This is a genomic window from Aquabacterium sp. (assembly GCF_036279655.1).
In the GTDB taxonomy this organism is placed as follows: domain Bacteria; phylum Pseudomonadota; class Gammaproteobacteria; order Burkholderiales; family Burkholderiaceae_C; genus Aquabacterium.
In genome coordinates this window covers 14,780-36,224 of record NZ_DASUIT010000160.1, presented here as the reverse complement: position 1 = coordinate 36,224, position 21,445 = coordinate 14,780, and the positions used below count along the sequence as shown (strand labels likewise).

Sequence of the window (21,445 nt, the reverse complement as noted above, 5' to 3'; positions counted from 1 at the left end):
GGCGAGCATCCAGTTCGTGCCGACGGCCTGAGTGGGCTGTTCCCCCCCCGCGCGGCAGCACGCTTTGTCGATGCAGCGCGGGGCGCGGGCTGAGCCGGCTTTCGGGCGGGCTTCAATGTGGGTGGTCCCGTCTTCGACGGGACGCCCCTCCGGTGCTCGCCATGGGCTTGTGCCGTGGAACTCGCTGCGCGGCTGACGCCGCTGCGCTCAAACAACCACGGCAAGTCAGATGACGAAGCGTGCTGCGCACGCCAAGCCCATGGCTGCGCTCCTCGGCACCCACAAGGCGCCCGCCCGAAAGCCGGCTCAGCCCGCGCCCCGCGCTGCATCGACAAAGCGTGCTGCCGCGCGGGGGGGGAACAGCCCACTCAGGCCGTCGGCACGAACTGGATGCTCGCCAGCGTCAGGTGGTTGCCGCCACGCTCACGCGATTGGGCCATGGCCCGGTCGGCGCTGCGCATCAACTCCTCGACGGAGCCCGCCGTGTGCGGGAAGCTGGCCACCCCCATGCTCACGGTGAAGGGAATCTGCTGGCCGTTGTAGGCCACGATGTGCTGGGCGCACTGCTTGCGCAACTGCTCCATGCGGGCATGTGCCGTGGCCAGCCCCACACCCGACAACAGCACCACGAAACGGTCGCCCCCCAGGCGGCATGGGGAGTCCATCGCGCGTGTATTGGCCCGCAGCAAACGCCCCAGGGCCTCGACCACACGCTCGCAACTGTCGGCGCCATAGGTCTGGCGGATCTCGTCCATGCCATCGACTACCACGGCCACGATGGCGAACTCACGCTGCTCGCGGCTGGAAAGATCCGCCTCGCGACGCAACTGCTCTTCGAAGTGAGCGCGGTGGTACAGGCCCGACACATTGTCTCGAACCTGGTTGTCCTGCATCTCGCGGCGCAACTCTTCATTGGCTCGCTGTTGCTGCTCCAACTGCTCCAGGGCGGCCTGCAACTGTGCCTCACGCTTGCGCTGGTCGGTCACGTCCTGCCAGCAACTGAGCAGGCAGGTGGGGGTACCCTCGGCGCTGCGCAAGGCCTGACGCCAAACGGTGTAGTCGCGGCGCTCGCCCTGACGCTCGATGCGATGCTCCGCCGCAAAGCCACCCGGCACGGCCAGGGCCTGCTGATCGGCGGCGCGCAAGGCCACGGCCTGCACGGCATCGAAGATGTCGGCATCCAAGGCGCCTTGCAGATCGCACGCACCCGGCCACAAGGCGCGTGCGGCCTCGCTGACGTACTGGTAGCGCGAGGTGGCGACGTCCTTGATCAAGACCCCTACCCCCATGCGATCCAGACTGCGGACCAGGGCATCATCGAGTCCGCCCGGGGTGGGAGCGAGCGTCGCTAAAGAGTCGGCCATGCTGTTCATTGCTATCGTTGTCACTGCCGCGAGGCTGTCGTCGAGCCCCAATATCCGCTATGTTCGCGCAAATTCGCCCCCCCGACTGTCCTTCAAACAAGGGATCTGACGCACATTTCCTGGTTTTGCTCGTCTTTTGTGAGACACGTTTAACGAATCCTTACCATGCTTGAGATCACTTTACTCGGTTGCGGCCTCATGGGCACCCCCATGTCGCGTCGATTGTTGGCCGCAGGCTACCCCCTGACCGTCTGGAACCGCACCCAAGCCAAGGCCGAGGCCCTGGCCGATGCCGGGGCCCGCGTCGCGACCACCCCTGCCGACGCCGTGGCTCGCGCCGACATCGTGATCACCATGCTGGAACACGGTGGCGTGGTGCACGACGTACTGTTTGGCGAGTTTGGCGACGTGCCCGCATCGGCCGCCAGCCGCCTGCGGCCAGGCACCCTGGTGGTGGACATGAGCTCCATCCTGCCCGAGCAGGCCCGCGAGCATGCCCGTTGCCTCACGTCCCTGGGTGTACAGACCCTGGACGCACCTGTGTCTGGTGGCACCCTGGGTGCCGAGGCCGGGACACTGGCCATCATGGCCGGCGGCGAGACCAGCGCCTTCGAGCGCGCCCTGCCCGTGTTGAACGTGCTGGGCCGCCCGGTGCATGTGGGCCCCGCCGGCAGTGGCCAGCTCACCAAGCTGGCCAACCAGATGATCGTGGGCATCACCATTGGCGCGGTGGCCGAAGCCCTGCTGCTGGCCCAGCAAGGCGGTGCCGACATGGCCAAGGTGCGTGAAGCCTTGCGCGGCGGCTTTGCCGACAGTCGCATCCTGGAAGTCCACGGCCTGCGCATGGTCGAGCAGGACTTTGCCAAGCGCGGATCGCTGGCCATCCAGCTCAAGGACCTGCGCAATGCGATGCACACGGCGGCCGGTCTGGGCTTTGACGCCCCCATCACCGCCCACCTCACCGAGCTCTACGCCCAGGCCGCCGACCATGGCTTTGCTGAACTGGACCAGTCCGGCCTGTTTCGAGAACTGCAACGACGTCAGAACGCCACCGAGGCCTGATGCCGCTCATGGGCAACAGGCATACTTGCACCCATGGACACAGGCCGCCCGCAAGCCCCTTCGCGCCCCCCGGCGCCATGCCCCTCTCCGCTCCGATCGACGCACGGCGTCCTGATGACCTGGGCCGTCATGCTCGGTCTGGGCATGGTCGCCCCCACGCATGCGGCCTTCAAGCCTGCGGCCAAGGCCTCCGCCCCCGCCGCTGCACCGCCCAAGTCTGTCAAGGCCGCCGTTCGGGTCAGGCCCACCCCCCCTCCCAAACCACGGGAGCCCGAGCTGGCCACGCCTCGATCCGGCGCACAATGTGCGGACCTGACCACCCAACTCTCGCTGGGCGTGGAACCCCTCACCGAGGCCGACATGCGCTACTTCCGTGAGCGCTGCAGGCTGCCGGCGACCACTCGCTCACACCCCTGACCTTCTCTGGAACGATCATGAAAGCCCTCACCCGCACCGGTTTGACGATGTTGGTCTGCGCCTCGCTGCTGACAGGCTGCGTCACCCAGCCCCAGAAGACCGTGGCCGCGCCACAGAGCTTCAACACGGCCGTCCACACCGCCGTCAAACAGGTCTTCGACCAGGTCAAGCAACAGGAACTGCTGGGCACCCCCCTGGGCAAGACCGTGTTCATGCTCGACCCCGTGATCGACGCCAACACCGCCGAGGTGAACAAGGCCGGCGAGGCCGTGGAAGACGCCCTGCGCGAAGAAGCCCGCAAGGCGTCCGACAAGTACATCTTCGTCAAGCTCTCTCCCGAGAACTATGACTCGGCCAAATACCTGGTCAGCGGCGCCATCCTGTACGACGCCCTGACCCCGGGTGACCGCAAGAAGCTCTACAAGCTGGCCCTGTCGGTGGTGGAGCTCAAAACCGGCAAGGTCGTGGCCAGCTCCGAAGCCTGGATCGCCGACCCCAAGATCGACGTGACCCCGATCGCGGCCTATCAGGACAGCCCGATGTACCTCAAGGACAAGCGCGTGGCCGGGCAAGTGGAGACCGCGCAGATGGCCCCCGGCAGCCAGGCCGAGCCCACCTATTTCAACTCCATTCCCACGGCTGCCCTGCTGACCAAGGCGGACGAGGCCTACGAGGCCCGTCAATACGAGCAGGCCCTGAGCATGTACAAGGCCGCCTCGCTGCGCACGGATGGCCAGTTGATGAAGACCTATGCCGGCCTCTACCAGGTCCACCGCAAGCTCAACCGCATGGGAGAAGCCGAAGTGGCCTTCGGTCAGTTGGTCAACATCGGCTACCAGAACAACAACATCAGCACCAAGCTCTTCTTCAGTGTCGCCTCGACCGAATTCATCAATGACCCGGACCTGCGCGTGCAATACGGCATCTGGCTGCGCCAGATCGCCCGGCTCTTTGTCAAGAACAATGCCTGCATGCTGATCGTGGGCCACAGCAGCCGCACCGGCAGCGAAACCTACAACGAGCAACTGTCCACGCGTCGCGCCGCCGCCGTGCAGGACATCATGCAGAAGGACTTCGCCGGCATCCACCAGCGCTCACGCGCCGTGGGCCGAGGCTGGACCGAAAACATCATCGGGACGGGATCGGACGATGCACAGGATGCCATTGACCGACGCGTCGAGTTCCGCATCCGGGACTGCGCCAAGCTCTGAGCTAGTCGTCCGCCGTGGGGATGAGCTGCTCTTCGGAGACCGCCACCTCACCCGCCGTGACCGTCCACAGACGCCACTTCCACGGCCAGCCGCGTGTGCAGAGCCGGCTGGCTGGCAGGTAGTAGCGGTTGTCCTGGGCCGGGTCACGCACATGGATCGACCACTGCACATCGTCGTGGATCGCCCCACGCAGGTCACGCTCGCGACAGGCGATCTCCGCGACCTCGGCCACCACCCCGGGCGCCGGGCTGGGTGACCAGATCAGGTAGCCACGGCGCTGCTTCACCTGGCTGGATGGCACCCACTCATGCGGCTCTGCCGGCTGAGCCAGCTCGGTCAGCGTCCGGTGGCCATGGCGGCTCATCAGGGCCTGCTCCAGGCGGACGGCCTGGGCCGCCACAGCGTCGCGCGTCTCGTCCAGCTCGCTCACGGACAGCAGCGCCCATGCCTCGCCCTCCTGCCTCAGCGCCAGCGACAGGCGGCGCTGTCCGACGCTGTCCGCCGCATCGACCTGGAGCACCACGTCAGCCAAAGCCAGGGTGGACGATCCCCAGGCGCCACAGAAATGCGATGACACGATGTGCACGGGCGCCTGCATCGCCATCGACGACGGCCCCAGGCTCATGCGCGCAAGGCCTCCTGCGGTGACCGGCCGCCCCTGAACGATGGCGCTCGCCAGGGCCACCGAGCGCCCGGCCAGAGCCTGACGCATGGCCGGCGATGTCTGCTCGCTCAGGGCACGATGCGTGCACGCCAGATCCTGCAGGGCCAACGCGCGTGCCAGGGCGGGATGGGGTCCTTGGCGATGGATGAACACCAGCGGCCCGATGCGCGTCAAGGGCCCCCGGCCGATCACGCGCTGCCAGGCAGCTCCCACCCTGGGCTCGCGGAACATGGCATCGATCGACGCCACCTGACGGCTGACCAGGACGTCCGGCAGACGGTGCTGCGCACGTGCCTCGCGCAGCGCCTGGCCCACCGTGGTCGACGCATGAAAGCTGAGCTCGTGATGCCCGCGCAGGCCCAGCAGCGGCCCTCCCAGATAGGCGCGCAGACGCTCTCGGTAGGCTGCCTGCTCGCCAGGGGGGATGTCGATGGCCCAGACGGCCAGGGTGCCAGCCGGGGCCAGCGGTTTTTTCAGCACCGCTGGCAGCACCTCCAGATCCAGCAGCATGCTGCGCACCATGAGCCCCGGGATGAACCAGGAACTCATCGTCAGCACCGCCGTCAGGATCACAAGCGACGCCGCGATGCCCCACCCCAGTGGCCTGGGCAGCCTCAGCGTACGGGCATGCCAGGCCAGCCCCGCCAGCATCCCGATCAGGAAACCAAAGGGCGCCAGGATGAAGCCCGTCAGGGGGGCCAGATTCGACGGCCTGAAAAAGGGGTAGATGAAGAACCCGACGACAAAGGCCAGTCCGCCGAGCACCAGACCAGACACCACCCCATTCAGGAGCCACCGCCCCAGCCCGAGGCCTGCCGGGGAGGTCTCAGGCGGGCCCGCCAGCGCTGCTTCGGGCGCCTGTCGCTGTCCCTCCTGCCCGCCCTCCGCCATCAGTTGCCTGTACAGCAAGGACAGCGCCGTGCTCAACAAAGCCACCGACAGGAAGGACAGGCTGCAACCCAGCAGGATCAGCAGCCCCATCAGCGCGCCATCCACACCCGAGGCCAGCATCATGCAGGCCATGCTGAACAGCGAGGCCGGCCCTGTCACGAACAGGATCAACACCCCCACCTGCCAGCCCAGTCCACGTGTCAGTTGCCACGCCTGCCGGTAGCTCAAGGGGCGATCGATGGCGGTGGCTGGCAGCGCGGGCGACAAACGGGCCAACACCAGCAGCGCCGGCACCAGCAAAGGCCAGGACAGCAGCCAGCTCACCGCGGTGAACCATGGGCTGTGCGCCCCCACCAGGGCGGCTGAGGCATAGAAGCTGAAGACCTGTGATCCGATCAGCACCGGCGCCGTCATCAGACCGAGCCCCATCACCCACAGCAGATAACGCCCGAACGGCCGCCCCCACTGATACGTGCTGCGCAGGGACACCGGCTCGTCGCGCAGCAGTTGATGCCGATGCCAGGCCACCGCAAACTGCGTGGCCACCAGGGTCAGCAGCCACTCATGCCCGATGCCCATCCTGAAGACCAGGGCACTGAGAAGGCTCAACCCCAGCACGGCCGGGCCCGCCAGACGCACGCACGTCAGACGCTCGCGCCAGACTTGCGCATAGGACTGTGTAATGAGGGATGAGATATCTGACACATCGTCCCCTGCTTGTCAGGGCCCAGGCCGACTCGCCCCAACCGCCGGGTCACGCGCCTGCCTGATCCAGCTCAAATTGCCCAGAGGCAGCGTCAGCAACGCCTGATCAATCTGAATGGGGAAGGGCTCCATTGGCCCCAGCAGACGAGAATGCGTTCGGCTGAGCACCTCGGCCTCGATGTCCGCTCTCAAGGGCACCCGCATGCGCATGGTCGTGTGCATGGGCACCTTCAAGGGCTCCGTCACATGGCCCTTGGCACGCAGGTCCAGCGCCAGGGGCAATTGCACGCTGATGGGCACCGTGATGTCCACGGGCACCGTGACACGGATGGGCAACTGAATGGCCATGGCGGGCAACCAGGACACCACCGGCACGTCCATGCTCACCAGCGTGTCCACCGGGATCTCGGTCTTGTACTGGAACTGTGTCTGCACCGGCACCACCGTCCGCACCACTGTCCGCGCCTCCAGCGTATCGGGCAGGCGCACCCTCATGGTCTGGTGGACAGGCACCGCCAGCATGGGATCGGCCTGGAGCCGGGTCATCACCCTGGAGCGCACATCGACATTGGTTTCCATGCCCTGCGGCAGCCGCATCAACAGCGACTGATCTCGCAACTGCACGCGAGCCTGGACGTTGGCCCGCACCCACCACGTGGCCCCCACGATGAACAGCAGCCACGCCAGCAAGGTGATCACGCTGACCACCACCAGGGCGCGAAGCCCTACCGGGCGGCGCCACCAGCCTCCCCTCACCAGCGGCGTGGACACCACCGCCATCAGCGTGACGCCCCGGGCCGGGGCCCCTCCACCGCCGGTGGATTGAGCCCGAAGGTGATGGCACGAAATGGCAAGGTGACGTCCATCATGTGCAGTCCCGCCGTGACATGCTGCTGCGGGAAAGTCAGGGTGGCATCGACCGGCGCCGTCACCGGCATGCTCAAGGTCTCGCGAATGGGGACCTTGGCGGTGATGATGGCATCCACCTGCGCCCGCAGGGGCTCGGACAAGCGCACCGTGGCGGGCGTAGTCAGGGTGACCGGCAGATCCTTGCGCACCGGAATGATCAGGCTGATGGGCACATCGGCCTTCAAGGGCACCTTGCCCTGGATGGGCACGGTGACGGGGATGCCCAGGATGCGGGTCTTGACCTTGGTGTCCAGATCCAGGGTCTGATCGACATGGAGCACATGCTCGACAGGCACATCCAGATGGATGGGTACCACCGTGTCGATGCTGACCTTCAGCGGGATGGCCGTGTCCATCGGGATGGTCAGCGTTTCATGGATCGGCACCTTCACGTCCATGACCTGATCCAGTCGCACCTGGACCTCATTGCTGACCTTGGCGCGCACCGCCAGCTCCTTGGGCATGACGATGTCGGCGGTCTGCTCGCGCAGCACCACCTTGGTGGCCAGGTTTTGCCAGCCCCACCACCCGATCCCGACCGTCAGCGCCAGCATGCCGATCGACAGAAGCAGCACCGTCAGGATGAGGGCACCCCAGGTGACGGCATGAGGGGGCGAGGAATGGGATGACATGAACAGACTCTAACGCAGTGGCGTCTGACGCTATGATGCCTCGCGTTTCACCGCCTGCCGATGTGTTGCGCAGGATCAACCGCCATGGACCACCCCTTGACCGACCGGGCCTCCGCCCTGGCACTGTTTGCCGCCCTGCAAGAGCGCGCCGCCCGCCAGGGTGTGAGCCTGCGCACGCCTCCGCCCGAGCCCACGTCCTGCTGCGGCCGCGGTTGCAACGGCTGCGTCTGGGAGGGCTATTACGAAGCCGTGGTGTACTGGCGGGACGAGGCCCTGCTGATGCTGGACGACTGAGCCCGCTTGCACCGCGGCGAAAGCGCTCTCTGACGAGTCAATGGTCGCTGAGCGTCTGCAACCACTGGGGCTCGATGCCCTTGGGTGCCTGGCTGCAGTCGGCGCCCAGCCAGCGGCTGACCGACCGGGCCTCCGTCACCGTCTTGAGGCCACGCACCAGCACTTCCTGACGGGAACTCTGGGTCATCTCGACCTCGTTCTGAACGCTGACATCGCCGCTCACGACCAGGCGCTGGTCCGCGCCGGTCTCGCAACGTGCCTGGTATTTGACCGAGTTGCCATGAATGACGAGTTCCGGCGACGGGCACACACCGGCGGCCTTCTGCGTGGCCACAGCGACATCAAAGGCATCCGGCGTCAGGCAGACCAGCTTGGGATCCCATCCCTCGGGCAGGCCCAGGGTCTTCATGGCGCCACGGATCTGCTGGACGTCGGCGGGCGCCAGGCCGCCCTGGACATCCAGAACGCCCGGCAACTTCACCCCATTCATGGTGACCAGACTGGCCTCGACCCACAGGCCCGCGCGGCCATTCAGGGAGGCCTCGCCGGCACAGGCGAGCCCACCGATCCACAGGGCACAGGCTCCGACAGCCAAGGGCATGCAATGTTTCATGATGTGGTTCCTCCTGCGCGATTGAAGGCGCTAGTGTGTCACCAGAACGATCCGAAGACCACCCTCCGACAGGGGATGGCGCTGGGGCCGTTCAGTCACCCGAAGGGGGCTTTGCCCCCCGCAACTGGGCCAATCGATCGGCGATCTTGATCTCCAGCCCTCGTGACACAGGCTGGTAGAAGGCCTGGGGTGTCATGCCGTCGGGGAAGTACTGCTCGCCAGCCGCCACGCCGCCCGGTTCGTCATGGGCATACCGATACCCCTCGCCATGGCCCAACTGCTTCATGAGCTTGGTGGGTGCATTGCGCAGGTGCATGGGCACCGGACGGCTCTGGTCCTTGCTGACCCAGGCCCGTGCCGCCTTGTAGGCCATGTAGGCCGCATTGCTCTTGGGGGCCATGGCCAGGTAGATCACGGTCTGGGCCAGGGTGAGCTCCCCCTCGGGCGAGCCCAGGCGCTCGTAGGTTTCGGCCGCATCCAGCGCCATGCGCAGGGCGCGCGGATCGGCCAGGCCGATGTCCTCGCTGGCCATGCGGATCAGGCGGCGCACGATGTAGCGTGGATCCACGCCGCCATCGACCATGCGCACGAACCAGTACAGGGCCGCATCGGGATCCGAGCCACGCACCGACTTGTGCAGGGCCGAGATGGTGTCGTAGAACTGGTCCCCGCCCTTGTCATAGCGGCGCAACTGCTCACCCAGCGAGCGCTCCAGCGCAGCTTCGTCGATCTCCGCCACCTTGCCCAGCAGGCTGCACAAAGTCTCGTAGGTGTTGAGTACACGGCGCGCATCCCCATCGGCATAGGCGATCAGGCGGTCGGTCGCCGCATCACTCAGTGCCGGCCCCTGCATGGTCTCTCGGGCGCGGACCAGCAAGGCCCGCATGGCGGACTCGTCCATGGGGCGCAGCACATGGACCGTCGCCCGCGACAGCAAGGCGGCATTGACCTCGAAGGACGGGTTCTCGGTGGTCGCGCCGATGAAGGTGAACAAGCCCGACTCGACATGGGGCAGAAAGGCATCCTGCTGCGCCTTGTTGAAGCGGTGGACCTCATCCACGAACACGATGCTGCGCCGACCGCGCGCCTGTGCGGCCTGCGCACGCTCGACCGCTTCGCGGATGTCCTTGACACCCCCCAGCACGGCGGACATGGTGAGGAACTCGGCATCCACGGCCTGCGCCATCAAGCGTGCCAGCGTGGTCTTGCCCACCCCCGGCGGGCCCCACAGGATCATGGAATGGGGCTGCCCGGAGGCAAAGGTGGCGCGCAAGGGCTGCCCCGGCCCCAGCAGGTGGTCCTGCCCCACGACCTCGTCGATCGTGCGCGGACGCAGACGCTCGGCCAGCGGCGCAAAGGCCGCCGTGCGGCCGTCTTTCGGGGGCGTGACGCCAGCGCCCGAGGGGTGCGGCACCTCGTCATCCATGGGCAACAAGCTTTCTTGCATGGGGTGATTGTCGCAGCACTCAGGCAGGGGATTGGACAAAACCCTGAGAAGCTGACATAATGCAAATCTTCGCCGAGCACTGCATGAAATTGCATGCTTGGAGAAAAAAGTTCATCCCTCTGACCTTTTTCAAGCCGGGTTGCACCGTCGGGTGCCAACCAAGTAGCGTGTCTTGAGTTCCGGTTGGCGGCGATGCCGTCGCTATTCAACCGACTCACCGTGAGCACACGGCGCCGCGTGCGCCTGCCACGAAGTACGGACACGATCACCAGCGACCTTACCTGAGTCCAGGTCTGGCAACGAGCCAGATCCGGGGCTCTGGCGTTCGCGCCTTCCCTCGCCTGTGGCGAAGGGCGCAGCGCCGTGCTTTGGCTTGAAAGAAGTTATGAACCACGAAGACCCCATTTCCCACGACGAGCAGCCCACTGCCGACACGTCTCGCATCGACGAGCACAGTGCCTCGCAGATCGACGCCCTGGCTCGCCGCCTGTCGGCTGAGAACGGCGACGTCGACTTTGACGGCGACGAAATCAGCGCCGAGCCCACCGGCCCGCGCTTCACCGACCTGGGCCTCAACCCCCTGCTGGTCAAGGCCCTGACGGACTCGGGTTACACCAGCCCCACCGATGTGCAGGTGCGCGCCATCCCCGCCGCCCTGAACGGCTCCGACCTGCGCGTGGCCTCCAGCACGGGCAGTGGCAAGACCGCCGCCTTCATGCTGCCTTGCCTGGAGCGCATCGTGGCTGCTCGCGGCGACGACAGCAAGCGCCGCGAAAAGGGCAAGGTCCACGGCCCCCGCATCCTGGTGCTGGCCCCCACCCGCGAGCTGGCCATGCAGGTGTCCAAGGCTGCATCGACCTACGGTCACCACCTGCAGGGTCTACGCGTGGCCACCATCGTGGGCGGCGTGCCCTACGGCTACCAGCTCAAGGCCCTCAAGGGCCCGCTGGATGTGCTCATCGCCACCCCGGGTCGCCTGCTGGATCACCTGAACTCCGGCGCCGCCATCCTGAGCAATCTGGAAGTGCTGGTGCTCGACGAAGCCGACCGCATGCTGGACATGGGCTTCATCGAAGACATCGAGACCATCGCCAGCCAGACGCCTGAAAACCGTCAGACCCTGATGTTCAGCGCCACCTTCGCCGGCCACGTCGGCAAGCTGGCCGAGCGCCTGACGCGCAACGCCGTGACGATCGAAGTGGCCTCGCACACCGACAGCCACGACAACATCGAGCAGCGCCTGCACCTGGCCGACACCCTGGCCCACAAGAACGACCTGCTGGATCACATCCTGACCACCAAGGAAGTCGATCAGGCCGTGGTGTTCACCAGCACTCAGCGCGACGCCGACATCCTGGCCGACCGCCTGGCTGACATGGGTCACGCCGTGGCCGCCCTGCACGGTGGCATGCCCCAGGGCCGCCGCAACCGCGTGCTGCAAGGTCTGCGCATGGGTCAGTTGCGCGTGCTGGTGGCCACCGATGTGGCAGCCCGCGGCATCGACGTGCCCACGATCACCCACGTGATCAACTACGGCATGCCCATGAAGCCTGAAGACTACGTCCACCGCATTGGTCGCACCGGTCGTGCTGGCCGCAGCGGCCTGGCCGTGACCCTGGCTGAGCGTCGTGATGTGCCCATGGTGCGTCGCATCGAGCGCTTTACCACGCAACGCATTCCCGAGTCGGTGATCGCCGGTCTGGAGCCCAAGATGAAGATGGGCAGCGAGCGTCCTGCGCGCGGCGGCGGCAAGCCCATGCCCGGCCATCGCAACCGCGATGACCGTGGCGGCTTTGGCGCTCCGCGTGGCAACTTCGGTGGTGATCGCGGTGGCTTCAGCGCCGATCGCGGTGACCGTGGTGGTTTCGGCGGCGGCGACCGTGGCGGTGATCGCGGCGGCTTCGGTGCCCCCCGCGGTGGTGACCGTGGCGGCTTTGGCGCCCCCCGTGGTGGCGACTTCGCCGACCGTGGTCCGCGTGGCAGCTTCAACGCCGACGCGCCCCGTGGCGACTTCAAGCCCCGTCGTGACGATGGCTTCAAGCCCCAGGGTGACCGCCCTGCTTTTGGCGACCGTGGTGGCCGTCCTGCTTTCGGCGACAAGCCCTTTGCCCCCAAGGCTCCCCGTTTTGGCGACAAGGCCGCTTTCGGTGATCGTCCCTTCGGTGATCGCCCGGCTTTCGGCGGTGATCGTGGCGAGCCCCGTTTTGGCGACAAGAAGCCCTTCGGTGGCAAGCCCTCGTTCGGCGACAAGGGCGGCAAGCCCTTCGGCAAGCCGGCCTTTGGCGACAAGGGTGGCTTCAAGTCGGGTGGTCCCAAGCCCGGCTTTGGCGGCAAGCGCCCTGGCTTTGGCAAGCGCGAAGGCTGAGGCCTGATCAGCAGCCCTGAGTCACACCTCAGGGCTGCTTCAACACATCGGCCCCCGCGGGCGGTGTGAACATGAATGTCGAGGGTGGCAGCGCCACCTTCGTGTCGAACACGCTGAAGTCCATGCGCGAGCGTTGCCCGAAACTGTCGAGCACCTCCAACGCGACCAGCGCCCCCCCTCGAAAGCCCACCCGCACGGACTGGAACTGACCGTCCTTCACACGGGGCGTGGCTTCGACCCATTCAACGCCTGCTGCCTGCACGGCTGTCGGGGTGACGGACACCGCACCCGAAGGCTTCACTGCGACCGACGCAGGTGGCACGGCTTTGAGCACAAAATCCTTGTCCAGCGACTGCCCTGAGAGCAGGGCCGCCGGCGTGGCCCCCATGGCCTGCGTCATGGGCCGCACCGTCACCTGGTTGAGATCGGCGTCAAAGAGCCACACCTGTCGGCCATCGCCCACGATGAGCTGCTCGATCGGCACCTTGTAATCGAAACGGAACCGATCCGGCCGCTGAAACGCCAGGCTGCCCGTGGACTTGCGCACCTTCTTGCCATCCGGCGAGGTCACCGTCTGGGTGAACTGCGCCTGAGCCTGCTGCACATCCTTCACAAAGGCCCGCAAACTGGACACGGCATCGGCCTGCACGCCCCCCGCCAGCAAGGCCAGGGACACAGCGGCCAGACCCGGTCGCAGGGCGTTCATCACGTTCGTCAATCGAAGCACTTTCATGAGGCATCCCAGGGCGCAGCCGTGGCACCACCCTCACCGCCCCGGTTGGGCACGAGCAGTTCGCGGTTGCCGTTGGTGGCCATGTTGGACACCAGGCCCGCCTTTTCCATCTGGTCGAGCAGACGCGCCGCGCGGTTGTAGCCGATGCGCAGATGACGCTGCACCAAGGAGATCGACGCCTTGCGGTTCTGCAGCACGATGGCCACAGCCTGGTCATACATCGGATCCTGCTCGCCATCGCCCCCCGCAGGAGAGCCATCGAGGTTGCTGCCCTCGTCACCCAGGGTGCCGCCTTCGAGGATGCCCTCGATGTAGTTGGGCTCGCCCTGGGACTTGAGGTACTCGACCACGCGATGCACTTCCTCATCGCTGACAAAGGCCCCGTGCACCCGCACTGGCAGGCCGGTACCCGGCGCCAGATAGAGCATGTCCCCCTGCCCCAGCAGGGCCTCGGCCCCCATCTGGTCCAGGATGGTGCGGCTGTCGATCTTGCTGCTGACCTGGAAGGAGATGCGCGTGGGGATGTTGGCCTTGATCAGCCCCGTGATCACGTCCACGCTGGGGCGCTGTGTGGCCAAAATCAGGTGCACGCCGGCCGCACGGGCCTTCTGGGCCAGGCGGGCGATCAGCTCTTCGATCTTCTTGCCCACCACCATCATCAGGTCGGCCAGCTCGTCGATCACGATGACGACAAATGGCAGGCGCTCCAGAGGCTCCGGGGCTTCGGGCGTGAGGCTGAAGGGATTGGGGATCAACTCGCCACGGGCCTTGGCCTCGTCGATCTTTTTGTTGTAGCCCGCCAGGTTGCGCACGCCCATCTTGGACATGAGCTTGTAGCGCCGCTCCATCTCGCCCACCGCCCAGTTGAGCGCATTGCCAGCCTGCTTCATGTCGGTCACGACCGGGCAGAGCAGGTGCGGAATGCCCTCGTAGACGCTCATTTCCAGCATCTTGGGGTCAATCAGGATCAGGCGCACATCGCGCGCCTCGGCCTTGTAGAGCAGGCTCAGGATGGTGGCGTTGATGCCCACCGACTTGCCCGAACCGGTGGTGCCGGCCACCAGGCAATGCGGCATCTTGGCCAGGTCCACCACCACGGGGGCGCCGACGATGTCCTTGCCCAGACCGATGGTCAGCATGGACTGCGCGTCGTTGTAGATCTGCGATCCCAGGATCTCGGCCAGTCGGATCATCTGGCGGCGGGCATTGGGCAGCTCCAGCGCCATCAGGTTCTTGCCGGGAATGGTCTCCACCACCCGGATGGACACCAGCGAGAGCGAGCGCGCCAGGTCCTTGGCCAGATTGACGATCTGAGAGCCCTTGACGCCCGTGGCCGGCTCGATTTCGTAGCGGGTGATGACCGGGCCTGGCGAGGCCGCCACCACGCGCACCTCGACGCCGAAGTCCTTGAGCTTCTTCTCGATCATGCGAGAGGTCATCTCCAGGAACTCGGCGGAGGCCGTCTCCATGCGCCCTTGCGCCGTGTCCAGCAGGTCGATCTGCGGTAACTTGGTGTCCGACAGCTCCATGAACAGGGGCTTTTGCTTTTCCTTGACTGCACGGTCGGACTTGGGCACCTCGATCACCGGGCTCTCGATGACAAGGGGAATGGTGGGTTCGGGTGGCAGCTCGATGCGCTCTTCCTCGACCACGCGCTCACGCTCGATGGTGGCCTTTTCACCCAGACGGATGTCCTGCTCGACCTCTCGCTGAGCTTCGCGGCGGGCCCGCAGACGCTCACCCAGGGCGCCAATGCGCTCGGCCACATCCAGCCAGGAGAACTGCAGGGACATGGACATGCCCGTGACCAGCATCGCGATCAGCACCACCCCCGAGCCGTTGAAACCCAGCCACTTCATGGCCAGCGGCCCCAGCGCCAGACCCACCAGTCCACCGGCATGTTCACCGGCCAGCAAGGCCTCCTGGCGGTACAGGCGGGTCCATTCCAGGGCGCAACTGGCGATGATCAGCAAGACCACGCCCGTCCAGAAGCGCCAGCGCGGGTAATGCACCGGCGCATGCACCACGGTGCCAGGGGCCGCATCCCGGCGCAACCAGCGCGCCAGCGCACCCAGCCAGACCCGAGCCCCCACGATCAGCACCCACCAGCCCGACTGGCCCAGCAGGAACATCAGCACATCGGACGCCAGGGCGCCCACATGGCCCACCCAGTTGGCCGGCTCGCTGTGCAACCCCGAGGTGGTGAAGGCAGGATCCATGCGATCGTGGCTCAGCATGGACAACAACAGGAGGATCAGGGCCACGCCGCCGAGCAGCAGGCCAGCCTGGAAGCGCAGCGTGGTCTCGTGTGGCTCCTCGGGCTCGGCTGGCGCCGTGAAGGCCGAACGGTGTAATCGACCCGTCAGGCGCAGGCTGGCCGCCGGATCAAGGCGCCGATCGGCGCGGGCGTCATCCGGTTTGCCGGACGCGTCGTGGTTCAAGGATCCCAGGGGATAACTCATGCGCGCATTGTGGAGCGAAATTCACCCCAAAAATGCAAAACGCCACCACGCGGGCGGCCCACGATGGTGGCAGCAGGCGCCCCAGGGGCGCCAAGCCTCGAAAATGATGCGATCAGGCGGTGGCAACCAGGTGGTCGCGCAGAACCACGCTGCCCGTTTCCTGGGTGTGGATCAGGCCGCGCTCCTCCAGGTCCTTCATGACCCGGCTGACCATCTCGCGCGAAGCGCCCACATGCTTGGCCAGATCCTGACGCGAGACCTTGCCCCGGATGATGCGCTCGCCATGATCTTCGTCGGCCATGTCCAGCAGGGCACGCGCCACGCGGCCATACACGTCCAGCAGGGCCAGTGACTCAATCTGGCGATCGGCATTGCGCAGGCGCTGCACCAGGCCACGCAGGATGGCGTAGGACAGGCTGGAGTTCTCGGGCAGGCAGCGGGCAAACTCGGCACGGCCCAGCATCAGCACATCGGTCTGCACCTCGGCACGCACAGTGGCCGAATGGGGCTCGTTGTCGATCAGGCTCATCTCGCCGATGTAGTCGCCCGCCTCCAGCACCGCCAGGATGACCTCACGGCCGCGTTCGTCGGCCGCCACCACGCGGGCACGGCCGGTCAACAGGATGAACAGGGAATTGGTCTTGCGACCACGCTCGACGATCAATTCGCCACGGCGAAAGCGCCGCTTGACCACGCTCTCGGAGATCGCTTCGGCTTGCGCCTGCGTCAGCATCGAGAACAGGGGCACGCGGCGAATCAGATCTAGGTTGGACAACATGGCCATGGCAGCTCCTCAGTGGTGCCTTGCAATACACACGATGAACGTCAACGACAAACGGGCAGGCTGTGCACACGTCCTCGCGGATAACCTTCTCCGGCGAGACCCCTTGAGGCCCCGGGAATGTGGCGTTCTTCACCAGTCCCTACAATTTTCGGCACCGGTGGCGGAATTTTTAGGCATTTTTGATGCCCGTGTGATGATCCAATCGCGGGAGATGCCGGGCCAACACCGGCCAATTGCCCCGCGTCAGTCCATGGCCACGAGAATGTGGCAGATTGACAGAGAAAATTCGAAAGGCTCCCTTCATGTCGACCCCCCAACACAGTCAGGTTCTGATCCTGGGCTCCGGCCCCGCCGGCTACACCGCCGCGATCTACGCCGCACGCGCCAACCTCCAGCCCACCCTGGTGACCGGCATGGCCCAGGGCGGCCAGTTGATGACCACCACCGAGGTAGACAACTGGCCCGCCGACGTCCACGGCGTGCAGGGTCCGGATCTGATGCAGCGCTTTTTGCAGCATGCGGAACGCTTCAACACCTCGATGGTGTTCGACCACATCAATGAGGTGGACCTGTCCAAGCGCCCCTTCACGCTCAAGGGTGACGCCGGCAGCTACACCACCGACACCCTGATCATTGCCACGGGCGCCTCGGCGAAGTACCTCGGCCTGCCCTCTGAAGAGGCCTTCATGGGCCGTGGCGTGAGTGGTTGCGCCACCTGTGACGGCTTTTTCTACCGCGATCAGGTGGTCTGTGTGGTTGGCGGCGGCAACACCGCCGTCGAAGAAGCGCTGTACCTGTCCAACATCGCCAGCAAGGTGCACCTGATCCACCGCCGCGACAAGTTCCGCGCTGAAGCCATCATGATCGACAAGGTGCAAGAGAAGGTGGCCGCCGGCAAGATGGAGTTGCACCTGTTCAACACCCTTGACGAGGTGCTGGGCGACCAGAGCGGCGTGACGGGCGTGCGCCTCAAGAACGTCAACGATGGCTCGACCAAGGAGCTGGAAGTCAAGGGCTGCTTCATCGCCATTGGTCACTCCCCCAACACGGACATCTTCAAGGGCCAGTTGGAGATGAAGGATGGCTACATCGTGACAAAGAGCGGCTCCGAGGGCTTTGCCACCATGACCAGCGTGCCGGGCGTGTTCGCCGCCGGCGACGTGCAGGACCACATCTACCGCCAGGCCATCACCAGCGCTGGCACGGGCTGCATGGCCGCCCTGGATGCGCAACGCTTCCTGGAGCAGAACCCGCTGTAAGGGGCACGGGAGTCGACTCGTGCCTCCCCCATCATCCCCCGGGGATGAGAAAAACAATCGGGGCGACTTGGCGAAACGCTCATTCTTGGCTATAATCTGCGTTTTCCCAAATTCGTCCCGGTGGATGGACGGTGCTGGCCTTGTGCTGGCAGCGTCTTGAAATCCGGAAGGGTGGGCACCAAGCACCGGGGTCGGCGCAAGCTGACGAGGTCCTTGCTCTGTTCACCGCTTCGCAACATAAGCGCAATTTCAGCGAACGGAGAAGCGTCATGGCACGCGTCTGTCAAGTCACGGGCAAGGGCCCGATGGTGGGGAACAATGTGTCCCACGCCAACAATAAAACCAAGCGTCGTTTCCTGCCCAACCTGCAGTACCGTCGTTTCTGGGTCGAGAGCGAAAACCGCTGGGTGCGTCTGCGCATCAGCGCCGCCGCTCTGCGACTGATTGACAAAGTGGGTATCGACCAGGTCCTCGTGGATCTGCGTGCCCGCGGTGAACTGTGATTGAAAGGGTGAATCATGGCTGCTAAAGGCGGACGCGAAAAGATCAAGCTGGAATCCACTGCGGGTACCGGTCACTTCTACACCACCAGCAAGAACAAGAAGACCACGCCTGAAAAGCTGGAATTCATGAAGTACGACCCCAAGGCACGCAAGCACGTGGCCTACAAGGAAATCAAGCTGAAGTAATTCAGCCGGATCCGGTCAAGAACCCGCCTGGGCGCAAGCTTCGGCGGGTTTTTTCTTGGCTGTCGTTTTGTTGAGCGCTTTGGCGAGAGAGCGCAGGGCTGGGTCGGAGGGGGCCTCTGAGCAGGCTTCAAGTGGGTGGTCCCGCTGCGCGGGACTGCCTTGCGGTGCTCGGCGAGAGGCAGCGTTGGCGAACTCGCTGCGCGCCCTTCGGGCTCTACGCTCAAACAACGCCAACGAGTTTGAGCTTGATGCGTGCTGCGCACGCCTGCCTCCCGCCTCCGCTCCTCAGCACCCACTCAGGCGCCCGCTCAGAGGCCCCCTCCGCCCTTGATCGCCCTGCTGGTGACATGCAGAGGCCCAGGGATGAGGCATGCACCGGTTGACGTGTCAGAGCACATGGCATTGCGCAGCGGGCTCGTCGCCCGCCACCGAGTGGGGCGATCCAAGGGCCAAGGGAGCCTCTGGCCGGGCGCCTCGGGGGCGCCGAGCAGCGCAGTGTCGTGGTGGGCGCGCGCAGCGCGCTTCAACATCTGACTCGTCGGGGTTGTTTGAACGGAGCGCCCGCAGGGCGCGCAGTGAGTTCGCCGACGCCACCACGACACGAGCAGCACAGGTGTGTCCCGCGCAGCGGGACCGCCCCCGTGAAGCCTGGACAGAGGCTCACTCGGCCCGCGCCCCACGCTGCCCCGACAAAACGCTCAACCAAACAGACAGGCACAAAAAAGCCAGTCAGCACCACACTGACTGGCCCAGCGCCCAGCAAGGGCGGCTCAAGCAGACATCACCGCCCGCTCAAGCCAGAAGAAGATCAAGCATGCGCCGCACGCAGCGTCTTGGAGAACTCCTGCAGCGCCGCGATGCCACTGGCCTCGGCCCGCTGACACCAACCCTGCAGATCTGCCGCCAACTGATCTGCCGACACATTGGTGCGCGTCCACAACTGACGCAACTCCTCACGCATGGTGATCAGCTTGTCCAGCTTGGGCGAGGCGGCACGGGCCTTCTGCACATCACCACGCAGGCTCTGAGGCACCTTGTCGTCATCACGGTGCAGCCAGTTGCGCACACGCTGCAGCTTGTCGGCTGCCGCCTGCTGGCGCTCGGACTTCAGGCGGGCCAGTTCGGTCCCGCAGGCACGACGCACCTCACGGGCGTAATTGGCCATCAACTCGTAACGGTGGGCCGCGATGGCTTCCAGGGTCTGCACGTCCGCCACCGGCTTGACAGAACCCAGCATCAGACGGGGCGGCACCTTGCGCACCTTGGCCAGACCCACCATTTCCATGGCGCGGATGTAGCCCCAGCCAATATCGAACTCATAGGGCTTGACCGACAGCTTGGCCGAGGTCGGGTAGGTGTGATGGTTGTTGTGCAGCTCTTCACCGCCAATGATGATCCCCCAGGGAGACACATTGGTGGAGGCATCTGCCGCCTCGAAATTGCGGTAACCCCAGTAGTGCCCCAGGCCATTGATGATGCCGGCGGCGGTGATGGGGATCCAGGCCATCTGCACGGCCCACACGGTGATGCCCAGGGCGCCGAACAGGGCCAGATCGATGGCCAGCATCAGGAAGATGCCCCAGTTGGAGCGGCCGGTGTAGACGTGCTTTTCCAGCCAGTCATTGGGCGTGTTGTGGCCATATTTGGCCTGGGTGTCCAGGCGCTTGGCTTCAGCGGCATACAACTCACGGCCTTGCAGCAGCACCGTCTTGATGCCATGCGCGACAGGGCTGTGGGGGTCTTCAGCGGTTTCGCACTTGGCGTGGTGCTTGCGGTGCACCGCCACCCACTCCTTGGTGACCATGGACGTGGTCAGCCACAGCCAGAAACGGAAGAAATGCGAAGGAATCGGGTGCAGCTCCAGGGCGCGGTGCGCCTGGCAGCGGTGCAGGAAGATGGTGACCGAGGCGATCGTGATGTGGGTCAGGCCCAGGGTGGCCAGCACCACCTGCCACCACGACAGCTGCAGGAGTCCATCGGCGCCCCAGCTCAACAAAGCGTCCAGGGTGAGCGAGGACGTCAGAAAATCAAACATGGAAATGACCTCTCAGAGAAGGCGACATTGTAAGAGAGCCCCGGTCGCCAAAAACTTGTTCTATGACAAGAGGAAATGCGGACATTCTCTGCTGTCCAGTGTCCACGTCAAGGACAACAGGGGTATCAGGGAAAAGCCCATCGAATGCGGCGTATTCACGCCTCGGCCATCTGCAGGGCCTGGCCGATCTCCTCGCGCAGACGATCGGCCAGGGCGCGGCGATCGGTATGCGTCACCCGCAAGGCCGGCAAGACGGTCACCGTGACCTTCAGACCATCGGCGCACAGCACGGACCAGAGCGATTGCAGCAAGGTGGTGTCCCCCACGAAGGCCACCGCCGGGCTGACGGCGTGGGTCGGATCGCTGTAGCGCAGGGCCAGGGGCTGCACAGGCACATCGGCATCGATGGCCGACTGCAGCAAATTGCCATGGAAAGGCAGCAGGGCCTGGCCGTCGGCCGTCGTGCCCTCGGGGAACACCGCCGCCACATGGCCATCCCTGAGCGTCTGCGTCAGCAGACCCATCACCCGCATGGCATCTCGACGGCGTGCACGCTCCAGGTAGATGGTGCCCGCCAGGGTGACGATCGGCCCCACGATGGGCCAGGCCCCCACTTCAGCCTTGGAGACAAAGCGACTGGGCTCGGTCGCATTGATGGCCATGATGTCCATCCAGGAGATGTGGTTGCCCACCACCAGCTTGGCGCCTGGGCGCACTTGCCCGACCACGGTCAGGCTCACGCCCAGGCAACGGAGCAACTCGGCCGACCAGGCCCGGATGCGGCGCTGCTGTGCCTCATGCGTCAGATGCACGAATCCCAGACGCATCTGCAGCGACAGGCGCAGCAGAAAGAACACCACACGCCCCATGCGGAACACCGCCCGCAGGCCTCTCCAGATCGATGCCAAG

Annotated in this window: 19 protein-coding genes; 8 read left to right on the top strand and 11 right to left on the bottom strand. The window is 65.5% G+C overall.

What is annotated here, in order from left to right; all coding sequences use genetic code 11:
• Positions 1-368 precede the first annotated feature (368 nt).
• Entirely contained in the window at positions 369-1,364 is a 996-nt protein-coding gene (locus VFW84_RS17090; protein WP_329681679.1) for a GGDEF domain-containing protein, read from the bottom strand.
• 165 nt (positions 1,365-1,529) lie between these two features.
• On the opposite strand from VFW84_RS17090, the gene VFW84_RS17085 reads away from it, so the two are divergent.
• The 3 genes from VFW84_RS17085 (at position 1,530) to VFW84_RS17075 (ending at position 4,054) form a co-directional block, all read left to right on the top strand.
• Positions 1,530-2,426, top strand: a complete 897-nt coding sequence (locus VFW84_RS17085; protein WP_329681678.1) for an NAD(P)-dependent oxidoreductase — start codon at positions 1,530-1,532, stop codon at positions 2,424-2,426.
• A gap of 114 nt (positions 2,427-2,540) precedes the next feature.
• Positions 2,541-2,843 carry a hypothetical protein gene (locus tag VFW84_RS17080; RefSeq protein WP_329681677.1) on the top strand — a complete coding sequence of 101 codons (303 nt, stop codon included), beginning with the start codon at positions 2,541-2,543 and terminating at the stop codon, positions 2,841-2,843.
• Positions 2,844-2,860: 17 nt separating this feature from the next.
• On the top strand, positions 2,861-4,054 hold the full coding sequence (locus VFW84_RS17075) for an OmpA family protein (protein WP_329681676.1): 1,194 nt from the start codon (positions 2,861-2,863) through the stop codon (positions 4,052-4,054).
• A 1-nt stretch (position 4,055) separates the two neighbouring features.
• On the opposite strand, the gene VFW84_RS17070 is transcribed toward VFW84_RS17075, so the two are convergent.
• Genes VFW84_RS17070 through VFW84_RS17060 form a run of 3 tightly spaced genes read right to left on the bottom strand, consistent with a single transcriptional unit; the run spans position 4,056 to position 7,855 of the window.
• A complete protein-coding gene (locus tag VFW84_RS17070) occupies positions 4,056-6,314 on the bottom strand; it encodes a hypothetical protein (RefSeq protein ID WP_329681675.1) in 2,259 nt (752 codons plus the stop codon).
• A 15-nt stretch (positions 6,315-6,329) separates the two neighbouring features.
• Positions 6,330-7,085, bottom strand: a complete 756-nt coding sequence (locus VFW84_RS17065; protein ID WP_329681674.1) for a hypothetical protein — start codon at positions 7,083-7,085, stop codon at positions 6,330-6,332.
• Between the two features lie 8 nt (positions 7,086-7,093).
• Entirely contained in the window at positions 7,094-7,855 is a 762-nt protein-coding gene (locus VFW84_RS17060) for a hypothetical protein (RefSeq protein WP_329681673.1), read from the bottom strand.
• An 84-nt stretch (positions 7,856-7,939) separates the two neighbouring features.
• Between VFW84_RS17060 and VFW84_RS17055 the strand changes: the two genes are divergently transcribed.
• Positions 7,940-8,149: an oxidoreductase-like domain-containing protein gene (locus tag VFW84_RS17055; protein WP_329681672.1), complete on the top strand. Its 210-nt coding sequence runs from the start codon at positions 7,940-7,942 to the stop codon at positions 8,147-8,149.
• 37 nt (positions 8,150-8,186) lie between these two features.
• Here the strand turns inward: VFW84_RS17055 and VFW84_RS17050 are convergent, their stop codons facing one another.
• Both VFW84_RS17050 and VFW84_RS17045 read right to left on the bottom strand, forming a co-directional pair.
• Complete coding sequence (locus tag VFW84_RS17050) at positions 8,187-8,750, bottom strand: DUF3617 domain-containing protein (RefSeq protein ID WP_329681671.1); 564 nt, start codon at positions 8,748-8,750, stop codon at positions 8,187-8,189.
• 103 nt (positions 8,751-8,853) lie between these two features.
• Positions 8,854-10,209 (bottom strand): replication-associated recombination protein A, encoded by a 1,356-nt coding sequence (locus VFW84_RS17045; RefSeq protein ID WP_329681670.1) that lies wholly within the window; start codon positions 10,207-10,209, stop codon positions 8,854-8,856.
• Positions 10,210-10,594: 385 nt separating this feature from the next.
• On the opposite strand from VFW84_RS17045, the gene VFW84_RS17040 reads away from it, so the two are divergent.
• Positions 10,595-12,574, top strand: a complete 1,980-nt coding sequence (locus tag VFW84_RS17040) for a DEAD/DEAH box helicase (RefSeq protein WP_329681669.1) — start codon at positions 10,595-10,597, stop codon at positions 12,572-12,574.
• A 28-nt stretch (positions 12,575-12,602) separates the two neighbouring features.
• On the opposite strand, the gene lolA is transcribed toward VFW84_RS17040, so the two are convergent.
• The 3 genes from lolA to VFW84_RS17025 form a co-directional block, all read right to left on the bottom strand.
• A complete protein-coding gene (lolA, locus tag VFW84_RS17035) occupies positions 12,603-13,307 on the bottom strand; it encodes an outer membrane lipoprotein chaperone LolA (RefSeq protein WP_329681668.1) in 705 nt (234 codons plus the stop codon).
• On the bottom strand, positions 13,304-15,769 hold the full coding sequence (locus VFW84_RS17030) for a DNA translocase FtsK (RefSeq protein WP_329681667.1): 2,466 nt from the start codon (positions 15,767-15,769) through the stop codon (positions 13,304-13,306). Before VFW84_RS17030 ends, lolA begins: the two co-directional genes overlap by 4 nt.
• Positions 15,770-15,881: 112 nt before the next feature.
• Complete coding sequence (locus tag VFW84_RS17025; protein ID WP_329681666.1) at positions 15,882-16,553, bottom strand: Crp/Fnr family transcriptional regulator; 672 nt, start codon at positions 16,551-16,553, stop codon at positions 15,882-15,884.
• 302 nt (positions 16,554-16,855) lie between these two features.
• Between VFW84_RS17025 and trxB the strand changes: the two genes are divergently transcribed.
• The 3 genes from trxB (at position 16,856) to rpmG (ending at position 18,501) form a co-directional block, all read left to right on the top strand.
• Positions 16,856-17,812, top strand: coding sequence for a thioredoxin-disulfide reductase (gene trxB, locus VFW84_RS17020; RefSeq protein ID WP_329681665.1), 957 nt, complete (start codon positions 16,856-16,858; stop codon positions 17,810-17,812).
• Between the two features lie 269 nt (positions 17,813-18,081).
• Positions 18,082-18,315 carry a 50S ribosomal protein L28 gene (gene rpmB, locus VFW84_RS17015; protein ID WP_329681664.1) on the top strand — a complete coding sequence of 78 codons (234 nt, stop codon included), beginning with the start codon at positions 18,082-18,084 and terminating at the stop codon, positions 18,313-18,315.
• Positions 18,316-18,330: 15 nt separating this feature from the next.
• On the top strand, positions 18,331-18,501 hold the full coding sequence (rpmG, locus tag VFW84_RS17010) for a 50S ribosomal protein L33 (RefSeq protein WP_329681663.1): 171 nt from the start codon (positions 18,331-18,333) through the stop codon (positions 18,499-18,501).
• Positions 18,502-19,309: 808 nt separating this feature from the next.
• Here rpmG and VFW84_RS17005 read toward each other — a convergent pair.
• Together VFW84_RS17005 and VFW84_RS17000 are read right to left on the bottom strand one after the other, a co-directional pair.
• Entirely contained in the window at positions 19,310-20,536 is a 1,227-nt protein-coding gene (locus VFW84_RS17005) for a DesA family fatty acid desaturase (protein ID WP_329681662.1), read from the bottom strand.
• Positions 20,537-20,691: 155 nt separating this feature from the next.
• Positions 20,692-21,444, bottom strand: coding sequence for a lysophospholipid acyltransferase family protein (locus VFW84_RS17000; protein WP_329681661.1), 753 nt, complete (start codon positions 21,442-21,444; stop codon positions 20,692-20,694).
• Between the last annotated feature and the right edge of the window lies 1 nt (position 21,445).